Genomic DNA, 20,163 nt, shown 5'->3' with positions numbered 1-20,163 from the left:
CCTGGCAACAGAGGTTACTTTGGAAATGTCCAGTCAATTACGCCATTTGCTCGTGGAATACTGCGGTGACGACAGGATATGAGCGAGCCACCCTCCTTCGGCACCTGGCATTACTTTGCGGCTTTAGGTCAGTTCCCAGTTGCCCAGACGCTGGTGCCCTTGGTCAACGGTGTCTAGCTCTTGTCCGGATCAAAGGTTTTGAACTGGACCGTCCATTGTTTATTCGGCCGCTCAGTCCCGGGGAACGGCACCCTCTGAGTTATGGCCTTCCACCACATGGTGCCGGCCCAGGGGCAGCATCAGCGGCTTGCCCGACGACGGATCGGTGATCACCATGTTGTCCATCCCGAAGACGGTCCGCACGGTTGCCTCGGTGAGCACGTCCTCCGGCCGGCCGGCGGCGTGCAGTTTCCCGTCCGCTACAGCCACGAGGTGGTCGGCGTAGCGGGCGGCCAGGTTCAGGTCGTGCAGCACCATCACAATGGTGGTGCCGCGGGAACGGTTCAGATCGGTGAGCAGATCCAGCACCTCGATCTGATGGGAGACGTCCAGGAACGTGGTCGGTTCGTCCAGCAGGAGCAGGTCAGTCTGCTGCGCCAGCGCCATCGCGATCCAGACCCGCTGGCGCTGCCCGCCGGAAAGTTCATCCACTGCCCGGTCCGCCAGCGCGGCGGTTTCGGTGGCGTCCAGCGCGGCGGCGACGGCGGCGTCGTCGTCCTTGCTCCAGCGTGCAAAGATCCCCTGGTGCGGATGCCGGCCGCGGCCCACCAGATCGGCAACCGTAATGCCCTCGGGTGCGATCGGCGACTGCGGCAGCAGCCCCAGCGTGCGGGCCAGCTGCTTGGCCGGAATCGAATGCACCGCCTTGCCGTCCAGCAGCACATGCCCGGAGCGCGGGGCCAGCAGCCGCGACATCGAGCGCAGCAGCGTGGACTTGCCGCAGGCGTTGGCCCCGATGATCGCGGTGACCTTCCCGGCCGGAACCACCAGATCCAGGGAGTCGATGACCGTGCGGTCGCCGTAGCCCAGCGTGAGGTTTTCGACGTTCAGGGTGTGTGTTGCGGTCACAGCGAGGCTCCTGCGCGGTTGACGCGGACAATGAGGTAAACAAGGAACGGAGCGCCGAGCACCCCGGTGATGACGCCCACCGGCATCCGGGTGCCGAAGGCGTACTGGCCGCAGAAATCCGCCACGAGCACCAGCAGCGCGCCCACCAGTCCGGCGGGAATCAGGAGCGACGGGCCCGGGCCCACCAGCCGGGCCGCGATCGGTCCGGAGAGGAACGCGACGAAGGCGATGGGTCCGGCGGCCGCGGTGGCAAAGGAAATGAGCCCGACGGCGGTCACGATCACCACAATCCGGGTGAGGTTCACGCGCACGCCCAGGGCGGAGGCGGCGTCGTCGCCGAGCCGGGTGACGGCCAGGTTCTTTGACTGGCTCAGCAGCAGCGGTGCCAGCACCGCCAGGGCGGCGAGCACCGGCAGGACCTGGTTCCAGGAGGCACCGTTGAGGCTGCCGGTCAGCCAGCGCATGGCCTCCTGCAGTTTCCAGTCCGGGGCCTGGTTCAGCACATACGCGGTGACCGAGTCCAGCATCGCGGCAATGCCGATGCCCACCAGGATCAGCCGGGTGTCCGCCACTCCCCGCTTATAGGACAGCGCGTAGACGGCTACCGCCACGGCCAGTCCGGAGACGATGGCGAAGGCGGACACCGCGGTGCCGCCCAGGCCGAGCCCGACAATGGCAAACGCGGCTCCCGCGCCGGCGCCGGAGCTGATGCCGATAATGTCCGGGCTGGCCAGCGGATTGCGGAGCATGGTCTGGAACGCGACGCCGGCCAGGCCGAAGCAGGCGCCGGTCAGCACGGCCAGCACTGCGCGCGGCAGGCGCAGCCGCCCGACGGCGAACGAGGCGCCGGGGACGTCGTGCCCGAGGATCACATTGAGCACGTCGCCCGGGGCGTAGAACGTGCGCCCGGCCATCAGGCTCAGCGCGAAGACGGCCAGGATTGCCACGGCAAGGAGGGTGACCACCAGCCGGTAGCGGGAGGCGGCGCCGTGGCGGACCCGGGCGACGGCGTCGGCCGTGGTTTCGCCGGCGGTTTCCACGGCGGAGACTTCAGTGCTCACAGGGCACGCACCTTCTGCCGGCGGACAATGTAGATGAAGAACGGGGCGCCGATCAGCGCGGTGATGATGCCGACGTCGATCTCGGCGGGGCGGGCGATGATGCGGCCGACGACGTCGGCGGCGGTCACCAGGGCGGCGCCGGCGACAGCGGTGAAGGGCAGCAGCCAGCGGTGGTCCACACCGGCGAGCAGCCGGCAGGCGTGCGGGACCACCAGTCCCACGAAGGCGATGGGGCCGGTCACCGCGGTGGAGGCTCCGCAGAGGATGACGGCGCCCAGGGCTGCGCCTCCGCGGGCCAGGGCCACGCGTTCGCCCAGGCCGGCCGCAAGCTCATCGCCCAGGGCCAGCGAATTCAGCCCGCGGGCCGAGAGCAGGCAAATGGCAAAGCCGGCCAGCAGGAAAGGCAGGATCTGGCCCAGGCTGTCATAGGAGCCGCCGCCCACGCCGCCGATCTGCCAGGAGCGCACACCCTGCGCCAGGTCGTTGCGCGGCAGCACAATGGCGCTGACAAAGGAGGCCAGTGCGGCGGACGTTGCGGCGCCGGCCAGGGCGAGTTTCAGCGGTGTGGCGGCGCCCCGGCCCAGCGAACCGATCAGGTAGACAAAGACGGCGGTGATGCCGGCACCGGCGATCGCCAGCCAGACATAGCTGGAGGCGGCGGCCAGGCCGAAGAACGCCATGCCGGCCACAATTGCCAGCGAGGCTCCCATGTTGATGCCGAGGATGCCCGGATCGGCCAGCGGATTGCGGGTCACGCCCTGCATGACGGCGCCCGAGAGGCCCAGGGCGGCGCCGGCCGCGACGGCGAGCAGCGTGCGCGGAATCCGCTTGGCGACGGCGGCTTCGTCAAAGCCGTCGGCCGACCCGCCCAGTGCGGCAAGAATGTCGTTCCAGCCGACGTCGCGCGCTCCCACCGTGATGCTGGCGAGCATCAGGGCGGCGAGCACGGCACACGCCACCAGGAACCAGAGCGCACGCAGCCGGGCCGGGCGACGGCGCCGGAAGACGACCGGCGCCGTCACCGTGTTGTGTGGTGTCACTTCGCCTTGGCTGCGGCGTCGGAAAGCAGATCCAGGTAATCATTCAGGACCCAGGAGATGGCCAGCGGGGTCGGGTTGGCCGCGGTGCCCAGCGGGGTGTCGGGCAGCAGGACAATGGAGCCGTTGGCGACGGCGGGGATCTGCGAGAGCAGAGGATCGGATTCCAGTGCGGTGACGAGTTCCTGGCCACCGTAGCTGACGATCACGTCCACGTCATTGAAGGCGTCGGCCTGTTCGGCGCTCTGCGTCAGGGAGAACTGGTCGGTGGCGTCCGAGGCGGTCTTCACGCTGTCGGCGACGGCCATGCCCATGTCCTCGAAGAACATGGTGCGGGTGTCCTTCGTGGTGTAGAAGCTGACTTGGCTGAGGTCGGTGGTGTCCACGTGGGTCAGGAACATGGCGTTCTTGCCTTCGAGGTCCGGGTGCTCGGCGGCGGCGTCGGACATTTCGGACTCGAGGTCCGCGATGAGCTCTTCGCCTTCCTCTTTCATCCCCAGCGCCTCGGAGTTCATCTCGATCATTTCGCGCCAGGGGGTGCCCCAGGCGGTTTCCGGATAGGCGACCACGGGGGCGATTTCGCTCAGCGTGTCGTAGTCCTCCTGGCTCAGGCCGGAGTAGGCCGCGAGGATGACGTCCGGGTTGGTGTCGGCCACGGCTTCGAAGTCGATGCCGTCGTTTTCGTCGAAGAGCACCGGGGTTTCGCCGCCGAGTTCCTCGAGCTTTTCGCTGACCCACGGAAGCAGGCCGTCGCCGTCGTCGTCGCCGTAGTTCGCTGCCGCCATGCCCACGGGGACGATGCCCAGGGCCAGCGGCACCTCGTGGTTCGCCCAGTTGACCGTGGCCACGCGCTCGGGCTTGGTCTCGATGGTGGTGGTGCCCAGGGCGTGTTCGATGGTGACTGGTTCCCAGGAGGAGCCGGTGGCTTCGTCGGTGCTGGCCTCGGAGGTGGCGCAGGCGGAGAGTCCAACGGTCAGCAGCACTGCCGCGGTGACGGCAGTGAGTCGTGAAAGGCGCAAGGTGGTATTCCTTCGTCAACAGTGGGGAGCAACCCGGCGGCCACAGGCGCGCACCGGGGGCATCGCACTGGTTTTAGGATTGCCTAACAAAATAAGACTAAGGCATGCCTAACCAAAGTTGTGACACTTGTTACGGGTGTGATGAGAGGCATATGCATCTCCGCGGGCGTCCCTGATGGGTGAAGGAGACGTCAGCGGACATGGGTGGAGCCCGGGAGATATCCCGGGCTCCACCGAATTCGCTGCCGGTTACTGCACAGTGCCGGCTACTGCCTGCGCCCGCTACTGCACGGTCACCTGCCCCACGAGGCGGGTGTCCGAGACGGAACTTCCCACATAGATCGAGACGGGCCCGGTGGGGGTGACAAAATCATCCGCTTCGTCGTCCCAGTACTGGAGCGACCGCGGATCCAGATCGACGTTTACCGTTCCCACCCCGCCCGGTGCAAGAGTGATGCTGCCGTATCCGGCCAGCTGCCGTGCCGGCGTCGGAACATCACCCGGGAGGGTGCCGACGTAGACCTGCACGGTTTCCTCACCGGTGCGGGTCCCAAGGTTGGACACCCGCACCGACACGTTGCCGGTTGGATCAGCTGCATCCACCACTGCGGGTGTGGACAGGTTCGAGTAGCCGAAGGATGTGTAGGAGAGCCCGTGGCCAAAGGGGAACAGCGGAACCGCACCCTGCGTCACGTAGTTCTTGTAACCAACGAACACTCCGTCGGTGTAATCCACCGTTGGGCTCACCACGTCAAAGATGTCGAACGGGTTCGGCGGCCCAACGGTGGTGGCCTGCTCATCGCTGACCGGGAACGTGACCGGAAGCTTCCCGGACGGATTCACATCTCCGTAGAGCACCGAGGCGACGGCCCGCCCCTGGGCCTGCCCGGCGTACCAGGCTTCCAGGACCGCAGGCACGTCGTCGATCCAGGGCATGGTCACCGGTCCGCTGGTGGCCAGCACGACGACGGTGTTCGGGTTGGCTGCAACTACCGCGCTGATCAGGGCGTCCTGGTTTTGCGGCAGCACGAGTGAACCGCGGTCCGCTCCCTCTCCGGTGTAGTCCCGGGCCACCACAACGGCAACGTCGGCCGCCGCGGCCGCCTGCGCAGCGGCGGTGATGCTCGGTGCCACCACGCCCTCGGGCGGAGTCCAGCCCAGCCGGGCGATGGCGCCCGGCTGGTCATTGAGCCCGCCGTTGAACTGGTTCGGCGCGTCGGTGGTGTATTCCACCCGCACCGGGACAGTGGTTCCGGCCGTGAGGTCCACCGTTACCTCATCCGTCAACAAGGTGTCCGCGGGTTCGTTGATGACCTCTGTTCCGTTGACGTACAGCCGTGCGGTTCCCAGGTGGGTAAGGGTAAGCGTGTACGTTCCCGTCGACGGCGGCACAATCGTTCCGGTCCAGACCGCCGACATTGGCTGCGTAGCCAGCTCGCCGCCGATCCCGGGGACCTGCGACGTGTTAATGACGTCCGCCGAAATGCCGGTCCGCAGGTTCACCTGACGCTCAGCGCGGGCCAGTGTGGTCTCTCCGGTGAAATTGTCCACGCCCAGCCGGTACTCGGCATTGACGTTCGTGAGCACATCGCTCGGCATCGGGAACGGTCCGGGAACCGTGTCCGCCAGTGACACCGGGTCTGTTCCGGCGGACTGGGTGACTGTGGCGCCCGTGGCCCGGGCGGTGATGCCGTCCAGAATGGTGGTCAGCTGCGCCGGATTCTGGACCGCGCCCGAGCCGCCGCCGTCGATATACCAATCTGCATCGGATCCAATGACAGCCACCGAGGAGGTATCGGCGTTGACCAGCGGAAGAGCATCACCGCCGTTCTTCAGCAGGACGATGGCATTTTCGGCTACCTCCTCAGCGATCGCGTCATGGGCGGTCAGCATGTTGTCCGGAATTGCCACGTCCGTTGGCTGCGGATTCACGAAGGAGTTCACCGGCGGGTTGTCGATAATGCCGTTCTCGAACATGGCGTAGGCCACACGGCGCGCGGCATCGGTGATCCGCAGTTCGGAAACCTCGCCGGCCTCCACGGCTGCGGTCAGGGCGGGCCCCGAGAACTCGGTTCCGGGTCCTGAAACGTCCAGCCCGTTCGCGTAGTCGGAGAACGCATGGGACGCGTTGAAGTCCGAGCTGACAAAACCCTGGAACCCCAGCCGGCCCTTCAGGATCTGGTTCAGCAGCAGGTCGTTGCCGCACGAGTACTCGGAGTTCACTTGGTTGAACGCGCACATGACGGATCCGGCGTTTCCGTTCACCACAACGTTTTCCCAGTTGCGGCTGTAAGTCTCCAGCAGCGGCCGTTCCTCAATAATGGCGTTGACGTCGCCGCGGCGGGATTCAAAGTTGTTCAGGTTGTAGTGCTTGGGCAGGGCTATGATGTCCGGGCCCTGTTCGCCGATCACCTGGGCTGCTGCCGCGTCTCCGCTCAGCATGGGGTCTTCGCCCAGGTCCTCCCACATCCGTCCGTTGAAGGGGGTGTTGACCAGGTCCATGGTGGGCCCGGCAATGGAATTGAAGCCGACGGCGCGGGCTTCCTCTCCGCCCACCGCGCCGTAAGCGCGGGCCAGAGTGGAATCGAAGGTGGAGGCCAGGCCCACGCCAACCGGCAATGCGGTGGACGGACCGGTTTCCAGTGCCAGGCCGCAGCAGCCGTCCTTGCCCCGGATCGGTGGCAGACCGAATTCGGGGACCCCGGTGCCGCCCGACTGGACCAGGTATCCGACCTTCTGGTTCAGGTTCATCGCGGCGGTGGCCCAGGAGGCCCGGGTGAGGGCATCCTCGTCACTGCCCAGCCACGGATTGCCCGCCGGGACCGGCGGATTACAGCCCCCCTGGCTGCCGTTGTACCTGTCCAGCCGTTCCATGAAGGCAGCCATTGCATTTCGTTCCACCGGAAGTAATGGCCGGTAGGTCCCGTCCGGCCAGCCGGTGGAAATCCCCGTCTCCTTCATCCAGGCAATGTCCGTGGCGAACTGCAGATTTACCGGCACATCGGTAAACGGCGGCGTAGTGGGCGCCGGGAAGTCCCGGGCTGCCTCAATGCTGCAGTAGGTGCCGCTGTAGCGGTTCATGAATGCCGCCATCGCGTCCCTGGCAACCGGGGTCAGCGGTCGGAAAGTGCCGTCCGGGTAGCCGGTGGTGATGCCGGTGGAGGCAAGCCACGTAATTTCCTTGTAGAACTGTGTTTGCGGCGTGATGTCGGTAAACGGCGAGGTGGCCGGTGCCTCGAAATATGGTTGCCCCGCCAGCCGGTAAATGAAAGCGGCCATCGCATCGCGGGCAACGGGCGCCAGCGGCCGGTAGGTGCCGTCCGGGAATCCGGTGGTGATTCCGTTAGCGGCAATAAACAGGATGTCCGCTTCAAAAGGATCCCCGGCGATATCCGTAAAAGGCGGCGGCTGGACCGTATAGGCCGGATCAGCCTGCAACGGTGTGACGTCGTCTGCACCCACCGCCGAGGGGAGAAAACCGGTCACGGCAAATAGCCCCAAAAAGGCCACCAAACCGTACCGGCGCGCCGTGCGGCGTTTTAATCTGAACATACAAGCTCCTCAATTTTGCGGCGGTGCCGAGTGAATTAAGGCATCACCGTTTGCAGGGTTAGTGCGCGCCGGCCTCAGTGGTGCCATGCCGAAACGAGGGAAGTGCAACCGCCGCAATAGCCCTAAGCCACCTGTGCTGAGGTTTACAGTGATTGCCCAACAGTTGCGAGTGTGAATGTGCGTAACCGGAGTCTAGAAGGGGGTTCACGGGGCTGGGAATGGCAAAAAACACCCGCTTAATTGCGTACTTCCGCTACTACTTGGTGCGAATTCGGTCGTTTAGAACCGGCCTGCCGCGAATCCGGTGATCAGGCGGTGCCGCTGCTACGGGCGGCCTACCCGTGCGAGGCCGCCTTGACGCGGGCGTGATTGGGGCAGTTTTCCTATACGCTGCGTACGTGTTCCGGGGTCAGCTCCGCGAGGTGAGTAACGCCGAGCAGCTGCATCACCACGGTCATCTCGGCGCGCAGCATCTCCAGCGTCCGCTCGACGCCCTGCCGCCCGCCGGCCATCAGCCCGTACAGGTAGGCGCGGCCGATCAGCGTGAAGTCAGCGCCGGCGGCAATCGCGGCCACGATGTCGCCGCCGGACATGATGCCCGAGTCCAGGATGATTTCCGCATCGGGCCCGACGGCGGCGCGGACGGAGGGAACGATCCGCAGCGGCACCGGGGCCCGGTCCAGCTGGCGGCCGCCGTGGTTGGAGACCACAATCGCATCCGCGCCGCGGGCCATGACTTCGACGGCGTCGGCCGGGTTCTGGATGCCCTTGACGATCAGCTTGCCCGGCCAGGTCTCCCGCAGCCAGTCCAGGTCCGCCATGTTCAGCGAGGGTTCAAACATGGTGTTCACGGTTTCCGCCAGGGACACCCGCTCCCCCTCGAAGTTGGCGAATCCCAGCGGTTTGGTGGTGAGGAAGTTGAACCACCACTCCGGCCGGTAGGAGGCGTCCAGGATGGTTTTGGGTGTCAGGGTGGGCGGCATGGTCATGCCGTTGCGGGTGTCCCGCAGCCGGGCTCCGGCCACCGGAGTGTCCACGGTGACGATCAGCGCTCCGTAGCCGGCGGCAGCGGCACGGTCCACCAGTTCCTTGGACCGGGCCCGATCCTTCCAGAGGTATAGCTGGAACCATGTGGCGGCGTCGGGCACCGCCTCGGTCAGTTCCTCGATGGATGCGGTACCCATGGTGGAAAGTGAAAACGGAATGCCGAACGCGGCGGCGGCCTGCGCTCCCCCAATTTCGCCCTCGGAGTGCATCAGCCGGGTCAGGCCGGTGGGTCCGATGCCCACCGGCATCGCGGATTCGGTGCCGGCGATCTTCGTGCTCAGGTCCACGCTCGTGACGTCGCGCAGCACATTCGGCACAAATTCGACGTCGTTGAACGCGGCCCGGTTGCGCTGCAGGGCCTGCTCGCCGAAGGAGCCGCCGTCCACGTAGTCGAAGGCCGCCGCGGGGATCCGGCGCTTGGCGATGTCCCGCAGTTCCCAGACGTTGGTGGCCTTGGCCAGCCGTGCCCGGCGGCGGTCCAGGTCAAAGGGCTGAAACTGGATCAGATCGCGGAGGTCTTTGTACTACGGGATCCTGCGTTTCATGGCTGCTGCTCCTCATGTCCGGGAAGGCCAGAGTTGCACGGTACTGCAGTGGGCGGCCAATAAGTTGGTTTTGTTGCGGGCTCCTTTGAACCGACGCGTCAACCGGGATCTGCCTATGTTTCCGGAGGGAGAATCGTCCGCTGATCCTTCGTTGGCATCAACGCGTGCTCGTTACGCGGAACGCCACCGGAGACGCCCGTCCGAAGCAGTCGCACATACCATAGGGGTGCCCTTGTTGGTCACCCCTACAGCTCCGGCAGTGCTGCAGAAGGAGCCCGGATGCACAACTGATGGTGCAGGGACAGGGGCCGGCGCGGGCTCAGGAATTGGTGCAGGCGCGGGGGCCGGGGCGGCAGGAAGCGGAGCAGGAATCACGGGCTGCAGCCTTGCTTGCTCATCAGCCAGACGCTGGGCCTCCGCTGCCGCCTGCTCATCAGCCACACGCTGGGTCTCAGCCGCAGCTACCTGCTCGTCAGCTACACGTTGGGCCTCAACCGCAGCAGCTTCGTCCGCCTTCCGCTTGCTTTCTGCTTCTTCTGCTGCGACCCGATCCGCTTCTTTTTTCTCTTCCACGGACTTGCGGTCTGCGAGCATCCTGTCTGAAGTGTCTTTATCCATCCAGACGAGCTTCTGGTCATCATCCTCAGTACAGGTAAAAACCGCCCCCGAAACGGAAGTTGCTTTCGTGGGACTGGGAGTAGGAGTAGCGGAGGATGAAGCACCTGTCGCAGTTGCGGTCGCACTGGGAGTCGGACTTGCGGTCGCGCTCGGAGTTGAGGTGGGCGTCGCATTGGAGGCTTCCAATACTGTCTCAACTTTGCCCGCTACCGGGCATGCTGCTCCTGCTACCACGGTGCGCGTAGGCGTAGGCGTCGGGGTGGGGGTCGAGGTGGGGGTCGAGGTGGGGGTCGAGGTGGCCGTAGGCGACGGAGAGACGGTTGCTCCGGCTTTAGCCACGGCAGGCTCTGCCTCGCCTGGCGTAGCGATAACGCCGATTACCAGGGCACCTACACCGACAACCAAACCAATTTTGGATGCCTTTGCCGAACTAAATCGAGCCCAGGAGACACGGCGAAATACGAGGCTATAGACGGCCGTGACCAGCAGTATGAGTCCCATAACAACCAGCCAAGAGCCCAAACCACCGCCGGACTGGATAGCCGAAATGAGGAAAAGTGCAGCAATAATCCCCATCACCCAAGTGGAGCGAACGGATTTTTTCTTTGGGCTAGCGACTGGTCGCTGAAATACCATGGGTCCCCCGAGGACAAAGAATGTGAGATAGATGCAAGTGCATCGACAGTCACGATAGCAGACAAAATAAGCACCAAATGCCTACCTATTCACCTGCTTTAACCGCCCAGGGCTAGGAAGTAATTCAACCCCCGATGCCCGGCATATAGCGACGGTTAACCCGCAGCATTCCTTATGCAGCCTTGCTACACCTGGAGGAAGTTGGGTGAAAGCACGCGGTTCTGCCTTGTGGCGGCCCTACCCTCTAGCTCAGAGCGCTATCCAGCCCCGGGTCAGGGCAAGCACAGCTGCAACGGCTCCTGCCAGCGCAATGAGGAAAAGGAGCAGCTCCCCTCCACGGAAGACCCGCTGCCCCTGTTCACGGCGCGCAATCACAAACAGGACGGTGGCGGGGGCGTAGAAGATCATCGACAGCAGCACCAGAGGCAGACCGGCGGCATAGACCAGGAACACCGAGTAAACGGTGGCGATGACGGCAATGGTCAGGTCACCCCGCCGGATGCGGCTCGGGGCTCCTTCATACGTTTCGCCGCTCCAGCCGAGCTTGAGGGCGTAGAGGGCCGCGAAAAGAAGGGAAAACAACGTCAGGACCGCGGTCATGTCCAGTGCGAAGTCGAAGGCGTCCTCGGAGAAGTAGGTGACGACCATGACCAGCTGGCTGAGCAGGGTGCTCAGCAGCAGGGCGTTGACCGGGACATCGTTGTCACTGACCCGGGACAGGAACCGCGGCATGTCCTTCTCTGTGGCGGCCACGTACAGGACCTCCGCCGCCATCAGGCTCCAGGCCAGATAGGCCCCCATCACCGAAATGATCAGGCCAGCGCTGACGAACACCAGCCCCCAGGTCCCCACTCCCGCTTCCAGGACACCCGCCATGGAGGGCTGGCGCAGCTCGGCGAGCTGCTCCATCGGCAGGACCCCGTAGGAAACGATCGTGACCGAGGCAAAAATGGCAAAAACACTCAGAAAGCCGAGGATGGTGGCCCGGCCAACGTCCTCCCGCCGTCGGGCATGGCGCGAATACACGCTGGCACCTTCAACCCCGAGGAACACGAAGACCGTCACCAGCATCGTGTTGCTGACCTGCTCGAACAGCGGCCCCGTGTAGGCCGCCCCGGTGAGGTTTCCGGCGAAGACGGCGGGGTCGAACAGGAAGACGGCAAACAGCACGAAGACCAGGATGGGGACAACCTTGGCGATCGTGACGATCCGGTTAATGGCCGTGGCTTCCTTGATGCCGCGCCTGATCAGGAAGAAGAATCCCCACAGCCCGGCGGAGGAGAGCACGACGGCGAGGAGGGTGTCCCCTGCGCCCAGCTGCGGAAACAGGACTCCCAGCGTGGACATGGTGAGCACCCAGTAGGTGACGTTTCCAACGCAGGCACTGGCCCAGTATCCCGCGGCGGAGAAGAACCCCACGTAATTTCCGAAGCCGGCCTTGGCATAGGCAAAGATCCCCGCATCAAGCGCCGGCTTGCGCATGGACAGCCGCTGGAACACAAAGGCCAGCATCAGCATGCCGGAACCCGCAATGAGCCAGGCGACCAGCGCACCCCACACCCCGGTTTCCTCGGCGAAGCGCTGGGGCAGGGAAAACACCCCGGCCCCGACCATGGACCCGATCACCACAGTGGTGAGGGTCAGCAGGGAGAGTTTGGCCGCTGGAGCCTTCTCCCCCGAGACAGGCGGATTAGACATAGTTCTCTTCCAATCGGGTGTGGCGGCCGTTGAGGCAGCACGGGTCAGACAACAGTGGAGGGGCGGACCGCTTCCCCTGGGATCTTCCTTTTGTCAATAGCCTCTGCACTATCGTCTCAGAAGGAGCCGACCGGGTCCGAATCGGCGGCCCGCACGCGGGCGCGGATAGTATTCCGTTCCACCCGGAGACCCCATAGTGTTTTCGCAGTCATTCGTGGCCGTGATGAGGAGCAGCCGTGAAAGAGAACGCCTACGTCCCTATCCACCCCGGCGCCGTCGGGGACCCCGCTGACCGGCTCTCCCGCTTCCGCCCTGTGCCGCAGGTCCAATTGCCCGACGCCGGTTTCCTGGGTGTGGGAGGGGACCTGCTGACGGAGCTGCTGGGCTACTGGCGCACGGAGTTCAGCTGGCCCGCCCAGGAAGCCTGGATTTCGGCCTGCCCGTGGGCGGAGACGGAGCTGGCGCAGGTGCCAATCCGCGCGATCGTGTCCCGGGCAGCCGCTGCCCGGCAGTCGCCGTCGTCCCCCGTGGTTTTGCTGCTGCATGGCTGGCCCGATTCGGTCCTGCGGTTCCAGCGCCTGTTTCCGCTGCTCACGGACCTGACCTATGTTGCTCCGGCACTTCCCGGTTTTCCCTTCGCTGCTCCGGTGACCGGCGGAGGGCTGTCGAGTGTGGCCATGGCCGATGCGATTGCTGAGGCCATGTCCGAGTTTGGGTTCGCCCGGTATGTGGTGTCTGCCGGTGATGTGGGTTCGGACGTGGCCGAGGCCCTGGCTGCGCGGCATCCCGGTGCCGTTGCCGCCCTGCATTTGACCGATGTGTCCCAGTACCACATCAACCTCGATCCGCCCGCTGACCTGGACGGGGAGGAGCGTGCCTACGCTGAGCGCACGGCCCGCTGGCAGTCGGCCGAGGGCGGGTACGCGCACGAGCAGGCGACCCGCCCGCACACGCTGGCTGCCGGGCTGGGCGACTCCCCTGCCGGGCTGGCGGCATGGATCGGGGAAAAGCTGATCCGCTGGACCGATTCGGAGGGGACCCTGACGAATGCGTTCAGCTATGAGGAGGCCCTGACATGGATCAGTTCCTACTGGCTGACCGGTTCCATTGGGACATCGTTCGCTCCCTATGCTGCGGGCCGGCCCACCGGCTGGCCGCGGATCGAGGCGCCGACGGTGTTCACCCTGTTCCCGAAGGACCTGGCCAACGCCCCGCGGCAGTTCGCGGAACGCTTCTTCAACGTGGTGCAGTGGCTTGAGTATGCCAAGGGCGGCCATTTCGCTGCCTGGGAGCGTCCGGAGGAATACCTGCAGGGCATTCGTGCCGCCGTGGAGGCGGGCTGGTCCTAGCGGAAGTGCGGCGTCTCCACCGACGGGTAACCCGTCGGCGCACAGACCCAAGACCTAGTGCAGCTTGCCCACTTCCGGGTGCACTCCGTAGCGCCCCATGGAAACCATCGGGCATTGGCTGGTGTTCGGCATAATCTGGGATCCCAGCCACTTTGTCTAGCAGGACCTGGATCCGGTCAGTTTCCTTGGGACTTCCAGGACGACCGGTAGCTGCAGCCGGCTAGGACCTTAGCTGGCGAGAAATCAAATGAAGAAACGATTTGGAGTCCTGGGTCCTTTGCAGGCCAAGGTTTCAGCCCTTATGAAGTTGCTCTTCGTTGCAGGGCTACAATCGCAGGAGTGGCGCACCTAGTCCGAGGCAACGGTATCCCATCGTTGTTGATTGTTAGTTCAACCTGGAAGGTGACCTTGGCGAAAGAACGTAGTCTTTCTGCAGACCCAGTAACACTGCAAGAGCGGCTCAAGGATGATGTCCAACTTCAGTGCCCGCTGTTTCAGAGGAAGTACGTCTGGACAGCCAAAGAGATTGATCAGCTTTGGGAGGACATCGACTCGGTCCTCGATGGCACAGCTGAGCGCCGATTTCTTGGAGCCCTCGTGTTCGCAGACCAGCAGAACTCCTCATCGACGAGTGCCGGCAAGTACCTAGTTATCGATGGACAACAGAGGATGACCACTCTTGTACTGTCTGTGATCGCTCTCGCGGAGAGGGCTGCGACGCAAGGCGATAAAGGGCTGGAACTAGCAAGGGACCTCTACGAGCAGTACATCGTCAGTCGAAAGTCCAATACTAAGAATCAGCCGAAGTTGGCGCCTACGCTCATCGACACGCGGCAATTCAACGAGATCCTCAGGGCTGTCTTCAATGAACGCTTCACTTTGGATATTAATGAGTCTAAGGAAGTTGGCCCTGCACAGGGAACGATGACTAAGGCCTATGGTTTGTTACAAAAGAAGGTCCGAGACAGAACTCAACCAGATCCAGATGCCGAGGATGAGGAGGCTTCCGTCCGTGAGCGCATCTTAGGTCTGATGGATACGGTGCTCGATCGACTCGAATTTGTGGAGATCCTTCTCGGTGAAGAGCATGACCCGAATGAGGTCTTTGACCGACTGAACAAAGAAGGCGTGCGGCTCGGAATAGTGGATCTTGTCCGGAACGAAGTCCTGAAGAGACTGAGCGACGATCCCAAGCAAGCGTTGCAACTACACTCGCAAGAGTGGTTGCCCTTTGAGAAGGCATTTGGCGACTCGACCGCGGGCCTCGACGCTTACTTCTATCCGTACGCGCTTACTGTAGACAGCAAGATAACAAAGGCAAAAGTTTTCGCCATGCTATCGAAGCGGTGGAACACACAGTTCAAAGATGCTGAATTAACTCCAGAACAGCAATTAAAGAAGATCATGGAGGGACTCAAGAGCCACGTCGTTTCTTACAACGCGATAGCGCGTGGGGAAACGAGTCAACTGGACGCGGACGTTGTTAAATATGTCCAAAGATTAAACGACCTGAATCGGCCGAGTTCCGTATACCCGTACGTTATGCAGTTGCTCACGGATCACTCGTTGGGGAAGGTTGAAACCCCCCAAGTTGAAGAGTGTTTGAGGATTATTGAGTCGTTCCTCGTGCGGAGGGCTTTCCGAGGCATAGAACCTACGGGTTTGCATGCAATATTCAAGGGAATGTGGGAAGTCGCTGGAGCTGACCCGGCTGCAGTGCGTAGAGCTATTGTGTCGAAAACTATCGTTTACCCGAGTGACGATCAGGTTCGGGAAGCAATCATGGAATGGCCGATGTATTCGCGCAAAGTCCTTCCTTACGCGATGGCCGAGTATGAGAGGGAGCTGTCATCCGTCGATGTCATGAAGTTGTTGCCTGATATCACCGTTGATCACCTTATGCCTCAGTCCCGAAAGGGTGCCTGGGCTGAGGTCATGAGTGATAGTGATTTCGAGCGACTTGTTGATACTTGGGGAAATCTAGTTCCGCTCTCAGGACCTGCGAACTCAGCTAAAAATGCAAAAAGCTGGGCTGAGGCTCGTGAGTTACTGCAGTCGGAAACTGTGTTCTCCAGCACCAAAAAAGTCTATATGAGTCAAGAGGTATGGAATGCTGAGACGATAGAGGCGAGGTCAAGGGCGATTGCTTCATGGGCGGTCGAGCGATGGCCCTTCTTTGGCGATTATTTAAAAGAAGGATAACCACTTAGCTGATCTCTAAACAGGTAGGGCGAGGCTGGCAAGTCCCGCCCTACCTGTTTATGTGCTCTTCATTTGTGGATGAATTTACTCACCTGATAACTTCCTGACAAACCTCAGTTAATCTTTTTCGCTTTCTACCAGGTCCAACTCGACGTGATTCTTTCGAGTTCCTTTGTGCTTTCTCTTTCGTGCGGGGGGGTATTCTCAAAAGAACGGCGAACTCGTATGCAGTCCTTATAAATCACATGAATCTGGAACCCCGCTTAGTCGATCCCATCCCGGATGATCGGGCAGGTCATGCAGTGCCCGCCGCCGCGGCCGCGGCCCAACTCGGCCCCCACGATGGGTATGACCTCGACGCCGGCGTTCCGCAGCGCTGCGTTGGTCTGGGTGTTGCGGTCGTAGGTGAACACCACGCCGGGCTCGAGCGCGACGGCGTTGTTCGCGCTGTCCCACTGCTGGCGTTCGGTGGCGTGGTAGTCCCCGGCGGTCTCCACCAGGCGCAGCTGCTTGTAGCCCATGGCTTCGGCGACGACGTCGACAAAGCGCCGGTCGCGCTCGTCGCGCACTTCCAGGCCCAGGGGCTTGTCCGAGGGATGAATCGTGAAGGGGTGGATGCCGTCCACGATCGCCGGGTGGATGGTGGCCAGGTCCCGGTCCGCGAAGGTGAACACGGTGTCCAGGTGCATCGCGGCGCGCAGCTTGGGCATGCCGGCAACGACGATCCGCTCCGCGGCCCCGTCCGCGAACAGCGCCTGCGCGAGCTGGGTGATGGCCTGCCGGGAGGTCCGCTCCCCCATGCCGAGCAGCACGGTGCCGTTACCCACGGGCATCACGTCGCCGCCCTCCAGGTAGGCCTGGCTCCAGTCCTTTTCCGCGTCGCCCCACCAGATCTTCGAGCCGGTGTAGTCCGGATGGAACCGGTAGATGGCCTGCATGAGCAGGGTCTCGTCGTGCCGGGCCGGCCAGTACAGCGGGTTCAGGGTCAGTCCGGAGCCGATCCAGCAGGTGGTGTCCCGGGTGTAGAGGGTGTTCGGCAGCGGCGGCAGCAGGTACTCCGGCCGGCCGGTGGATTCCCGAACCAGGGCCACGTAGCCGGAGAGGTAGTCGGTGGGAAGGTCCGACGTCGTGAGCCCGCCGATGAGGATCCGCGCGAGTTCCGCGCCGGTCAGTGAGTCGAGGTAGGCGCGGGTGCCGGATACCAGTCCCAGTCCGACGCGGTTGGCGATGATTTTGCGGTCGAGCAGCCAGGTCCGGGCCTCCGGGATGTCCATGGTCTGCCCGAGCAGGTCGTGGAGTTCGACGACGTCGACGCCGCGGCTCGTCATCTGGGCGACGAAGTCGGCGTGGTCGCGCTGGGCGTTTTCCACCCACATCACGTCGTCGAACAGCAGGTCTTCGCGGTTGGTGGGGGTGAGCCGTTCGTGGGCCAGGCCCGGGGCGCAGACCAGGACCTTGCGCAGCTTGCCCACTTCCGAGTGGACCCCGTAGATGGAGGCAGGGTTCGGGGTGACGGCTGGCGACGGCATGGTGGCTCCTTTTATCAGCAGGCTTACCAGCATCCTTCCAGACCGAGGGGCTGGTGCCGAATCCGGATGGCTAGCTCCTCCTGGACCGTCGCGTGAAGAGATCTGCACGCTCTGCTCAGTCCGATTTGCAGACACTTTCTCGAGGGCAAGGCGCGATACGGCAGACACCCGCTCCAAGGTAGACTCGCAGTACCACGAGTGCACCGCAGACCTTTAGGATAACTGTCCTGACTAGTCGTCGGTGCACTCGCGTCAGGTAGAAAGACAATCAAGGAAACACTCAATGAACAGCGACCGCAGGCTTCCCGTAGTTAGTCTCTTTTCCGGGGCAGGCGGATTGGACTTAGCTGTCGAACGCGCCGCAGACAGGCCATTCGGAGGCCATGACCCCTCTATCCAGCCAGTGAAGATAGCCGTAGCCACGGATTACGAAGAGTCAGCTTTATCAACACTTAGTAAGAATATGCCAGAGACTCCGACTCTACACGGTGATATTCGCACTACAGCCACTGCTGACCTTCTTAGAATTGGCGATATGAGTGCAGGAGATCCGGTACTGGTTATTGGCGGTCCCCCATGTACACCCTTTAGCAAGTCTGGTTTTTGGATAGCCGAAAAGCGTGAAAGCCGTGATCCCAATGCATCACTCTTGGATGAATATGTTCGGGTAGTTCGAGAAAGCAGGCCTGAAGCATTTATTCTTGAAAATGTTCAAGGTTTAACCTACAAGACCCACAAAATTCAGCTGGACCGGCTACTTTCGAGCCTGCGTGACCTTGGATACAACCCGCAATGGAAAGTTCTCCTGGCAGCCGACTACGGACTTCCTCAATTGCGGAGACGCGTATTTATCGTTGGTAGGCGTGATGGAAAAGCTTTCGAGTTTCCCAAGTCAACGCATTCCGGCTGGAGCGAACGAGATAAATTCGTGGAGGCCGGTAAGCTTCCGTACTTCACTGCTGGACAAGCCCTGAAGGACTTATCATACAACCCACCCGAGCCCGGTGAAATTGTAGAAGGGGAATATGGGGAACTAGCGGCTGAAATTCCCCCGGGCCAGAACTACCTCTGGCATACGGATCGGTATGGAGGGCGGGATATCTTCAAGTGGCGGAGTCGCTACTGGACTTTCTTGCTCCGCCTTGATCCTGAACGCCCCTCCTCGACGATTCAAGCGCAACCCGGACCTTGGGTCGGGCCGTTCCATTGGGAAAATATCCATAATGAAGCTGGCGACCTACGAGCACGGAGGCTTCGAATTCCAGAGATCCTAAAACTGATGACGTTCCCCCCGGATTTCGTGATACCGGGATCAAGAATAGAAGCCCAAAGGCAGCTTGGTAACGCGGTCCCAGTTGAACTGGGAAAGGTCGTTGCCCGCGCTGTACTCGAGCAGCTCGGCTACTTAGAACCGTTCGAAAGCACACCCCTTACGAGCGCATACCAACCGTCCCTTTTATGATTCACCAGAGGCATGGGCACGATTACTGTCATGCAGCAGCTAGAGGTCCGATGTTCATTTCGAACGTGAAGGGACAACAGGTCACTTCCTTGCTGTGGTGAGCAATGACCGCAGTAATGAAGTGTCCTCAATGCAACTCGGGGCAATGCGAATGCGCGTTGCTGTTCTTCTTGATACCGCATCATGTTGTCGGTGGCCAGGCTCTGGTATATTGTCCAGAATGGGGATACGGATTGATAACGTGAATGCTAAGCTTCGTCTGCAGGAAGCGGCCGATTGGGCCAATTCAGACCTGCCCGTCAGCGCTTTTTGGTATGACGCCACCGAATATGCGTTCGGGATGCAGTCCAAAACCTACGCCACCGCCTTGGGTACAGCTCTTCTTGCTCGATCAGTCGACGACAGGATCGACCCTCTCTCGATCAAGTCGAGTTATTCGGATTCGTCGTATAGCTTAAGGAATCTTGCCCACACCGTACTGGTACCCAGCGCCATAGAGATGAATTTCTCACTTCGAGTTACTGGTCGTGAACCGATCAACAATCAGCCTTTTTTTCGGTACGACCACATGGATTTAATAGATCGTGTTCGCAATCTTCCTGAACATCAGCAATTTCTCAAGAACCTCAGGAATCTGTCCACTGAAAATGCTAGTTCATCTGTTGAAGCTCTGGCGTCTTTTTTGCGCTTTGCCTTCATGGTACACCGAGAAAATTACCGTGCTTATTTCGCCCCATCTAATGGTGTTTCCTTCAATCACGCCCTCTCAGTTATCCGTGTTTTTACCTCACGTGCCGCCCTTGAACGGCCTAAGCGCCTTCAGGCTCTAGTAGCCGCGATATTAGACATGGCGTATGACAGTATTCTGACGAGAAGATTGAATGACCCCTCACGGGACTTTCCTGGTGATATTCAGCTACTCGCTGATGGCATTCCGCAACTGTCGGTAGAGGTACGCGGAAAACCGGTTACGGCAGTCGAGATAATGGCGTTTGTGCAGGCGTGCCGGATGCATGGAATCCATAAGTCCTGCGTCGTGATCGATGCTTTTGATCACGCGAACTTAGATAAATCTAGTCTAATTGAGTCATCTGCTCATACGGACGGTGTCTCGTTAACACTTTTTGAAAATTTAGTTGAGTTTTTCGTATACATTGTAAATATGACATCCATGTCCCACGCGTCCGCGATTGATAGCTTTTTGACAGCGGCAGAGGTGCGACTTCGTGAGGTAGAAGTCGATGTGAGTTCGTTGGCAGAGTGGTCTGACCTCACTGCGCCTTCAAATACGTAACACCAGAACCGACTTGTAGAAGGCTTTCCCGGTCACCCTGCGCCTC

General features: G+C 61.9%; 13 protein-coding genes. 5 read left to right on the top strand and 8 right to left on the bottom strand.

The genetic code is table 11. The features are described from left to right. Positions 1-231: 231 nt before the first annotated feature. The 6 genes from AC4D2W_RS10755 to AC4D2W_RS10730 all read right to left on the bottom strand — a co-directional run bounded on the left by AC4D2W_RS10755 (position 232) and on the right by AC4D2W_RS10730 (position 9,170). Entirely contained in the window at positions 232-1,068 is an 837-nt protein-coding gene (locus AC4D2W_RS10755; RefSeq protein ID WP_490926899.1) for an ABC transporter ATP-binding protein, read from the bottom strand. Further along, positions 1,065-2,129 (bottom strand): FecCD family ABC transporter permease, encoded by a 1,065-nt coding sequence (locus AC4D2W_RS10750; protein ID WP_490926898.1) that lies wholly within the window; start codon positions 2,127-2,129, stop codon positions 1,065-1,067. The genes AC4D2W_RS10755 and AC4D2W_RS10750 overlap by 4 nt, the downstream gene beginning before the upstream one ends. Next, positions 2,126-3,169, bottom strand: a complete 1,044-nt coding sequence (locus AC4D2W_RS10745) for a FecCD family ABC transporter permease (protein WP_490926897.1) — start codon at positions 3,167-3,169, stop codon at positions 2,126-2,128. The genes AC4D2W_RS10750 and AC4D2W_RS10745 overlap by 4 nt, the downstream gene beginning before the upstream one ends. After that, a complete protein-coding gene (locus tag AC4D2W_RS10740) occupies positions 3,166-4,185 on the bottom strand; it encodes an iron-siderophore ABC transporter substrate-binding protein (protein WP_490926896.1) in 1,020 nt (339 codons plus the stop codon). Before AC4D2W_RS10740 ends, AC4D2W_RS10745 begins: the two co-directional genes overlap by 4 nt. 282 nt (positions 4,186-4,467) lie before the next feature. After that, positions 4,468-7,737 carry a glycoside hydrolase family 3 C-terminal domain-containing protein gene (locus AC4D2W_RS10735; protein WP_490926895.1) on the bottom strand — a complete coding sequence of 1,090 codons (3,270 nt, stop codon included), beginning with the start codon at positions 7,735-7,737 and terminating at the stop codon, positions 4,468-4,470. Positions 7,738-8,120: 383 nt separating this feature from the next. Next, on the bottom strand, positions 8,121-9,170 hold the full coding sequence (locus AC4D2W_RS10730; RefSeq protein WP_490926894.1) for an alpha-hydroxy acid oxidase: 1,050 nt from the start codon (positions 9,168-9,170) through the stop codon (positions 8,121-8,123). Between the two features lie 549 nt (positions 9,171-9,719). On the opposite strand from AC4D2W_RS10730, the gene AC4D2W_RS10725 reads away from it, so the two are divergent. Further along, complete coding sequence (locus tag AC4D2W_RS10725; protein ID WP_490926893.1) at positions 9,720-9,932, top strand: hypothetical protein; 213 nt, start codon at positions 9,720-9,722, stop codon at positions 9,930-9,932. A gap of 900 nt (positions 9,933-10,832) precedes the next feature. Here the strand turns inward: AC4D2W_RS10725 and AC4D2W_RS10720 are convergent. Beyond that, positions 10,833-12,281: a basic amino acid/polyamine antiporter gene (locus AC4D2W_RS10720; protein WP_490926892.1), complete on the bottom strand. Its 1,449-nt coding sequence runs from the start codon at positions 12,279-12,281 to the stop codon at positions 10,833-10,835. Between the two features lie 236 nt (positions 12,282-12,517). Here AC4D2W_RS10720 and AC4D2W_RS10715 point away from each other — a divergent pair, with 236 nt between their 5' ends. Together AC4D2W_RS10715 and AC4D2W_RS10710 are read left to right on the top strand one after the other, a co-directional pair. Beyond that, positions 12,518-13,630, top strand: a complete 1,113-nt coding sequence (locus tag AC4D2W_RS10715) for an alpha/beta fold hydrolase (RefSeq protein ID WP_490926891.1) — start codon at positions 12,518-12,520, stop codon at positions 13,628-13,630. Between the two features lie 408 nt (positions 13,631-14,038). Continuing rightward, entirely contained in the window at positions 14,039-15,832 is a 1,794-nt protein-coding gene (locus AC4D2W_RS10710; protein ID WP_490926890.1) for a DUF262 domain-containing protein, read from the top strand. 263 nt (positions 15,833-16,095) lie between these two features. On the opposite strand, the gene AC4D2W_RS10705 is transcribed toward AC4D2W_RS10710, so the two are convergent. Further along, the gene (locus AC4D2W_RS10705; RefSeq protein ID WP_490926889.1) at positions 16,096-17,361 is read right to left on the bottom strand and encodes an arginine deiminase; all 1,266 of its coding nucleotides are present in this window, start codon (positions 17,359-17,361) and stop codon (positions 16,096-16,098) included. Positions 17,362-17,644: 283 nt separating this feature from the next. On the opposite strand from AC4D2W_RS10705, the gene AC4D2W_RS10700 reads away from it, so the two are divergent. Both AC4D2W_RS10700 and AC4D2W_RS10695 read left to right on the top strand, forming a co-directional pair. Continuing rightward, on the top strand, positions 17,645-18,823 hold the full coding sequence (locus AC4D2W_RS10700) for a DNA cytosine methyltransferase (RefSeq protein ID WP_490926888.1): 1,179 nt from the start codon (positions 17,645-17,647) through the stop codon (positions 18,821-18,823). 220 nt (positions 18,824-19,043) lie between these two features. Then, complete coding sequence (locus AC4D2W_RS10695) at positions 19,044-20,117, top strand: restriction endonuclease, SacI family (RefSeq protein ID WP_490926887.1); 1,074 nt, start codon at positions 19,044-19,046, stop codon at positions 20,115-20,117. Positions 20,118-20,163 lie beyond the last annotated feature (46 nt).

The organism is Arthrobacter sp. TJ-58 (assembly GCF_058269295.1).
The sequence above is the reverse complement of the archived record's forward strand: the minus strand, read 5'-3'. Positions and strand labels throughout refer to the sequence as shown.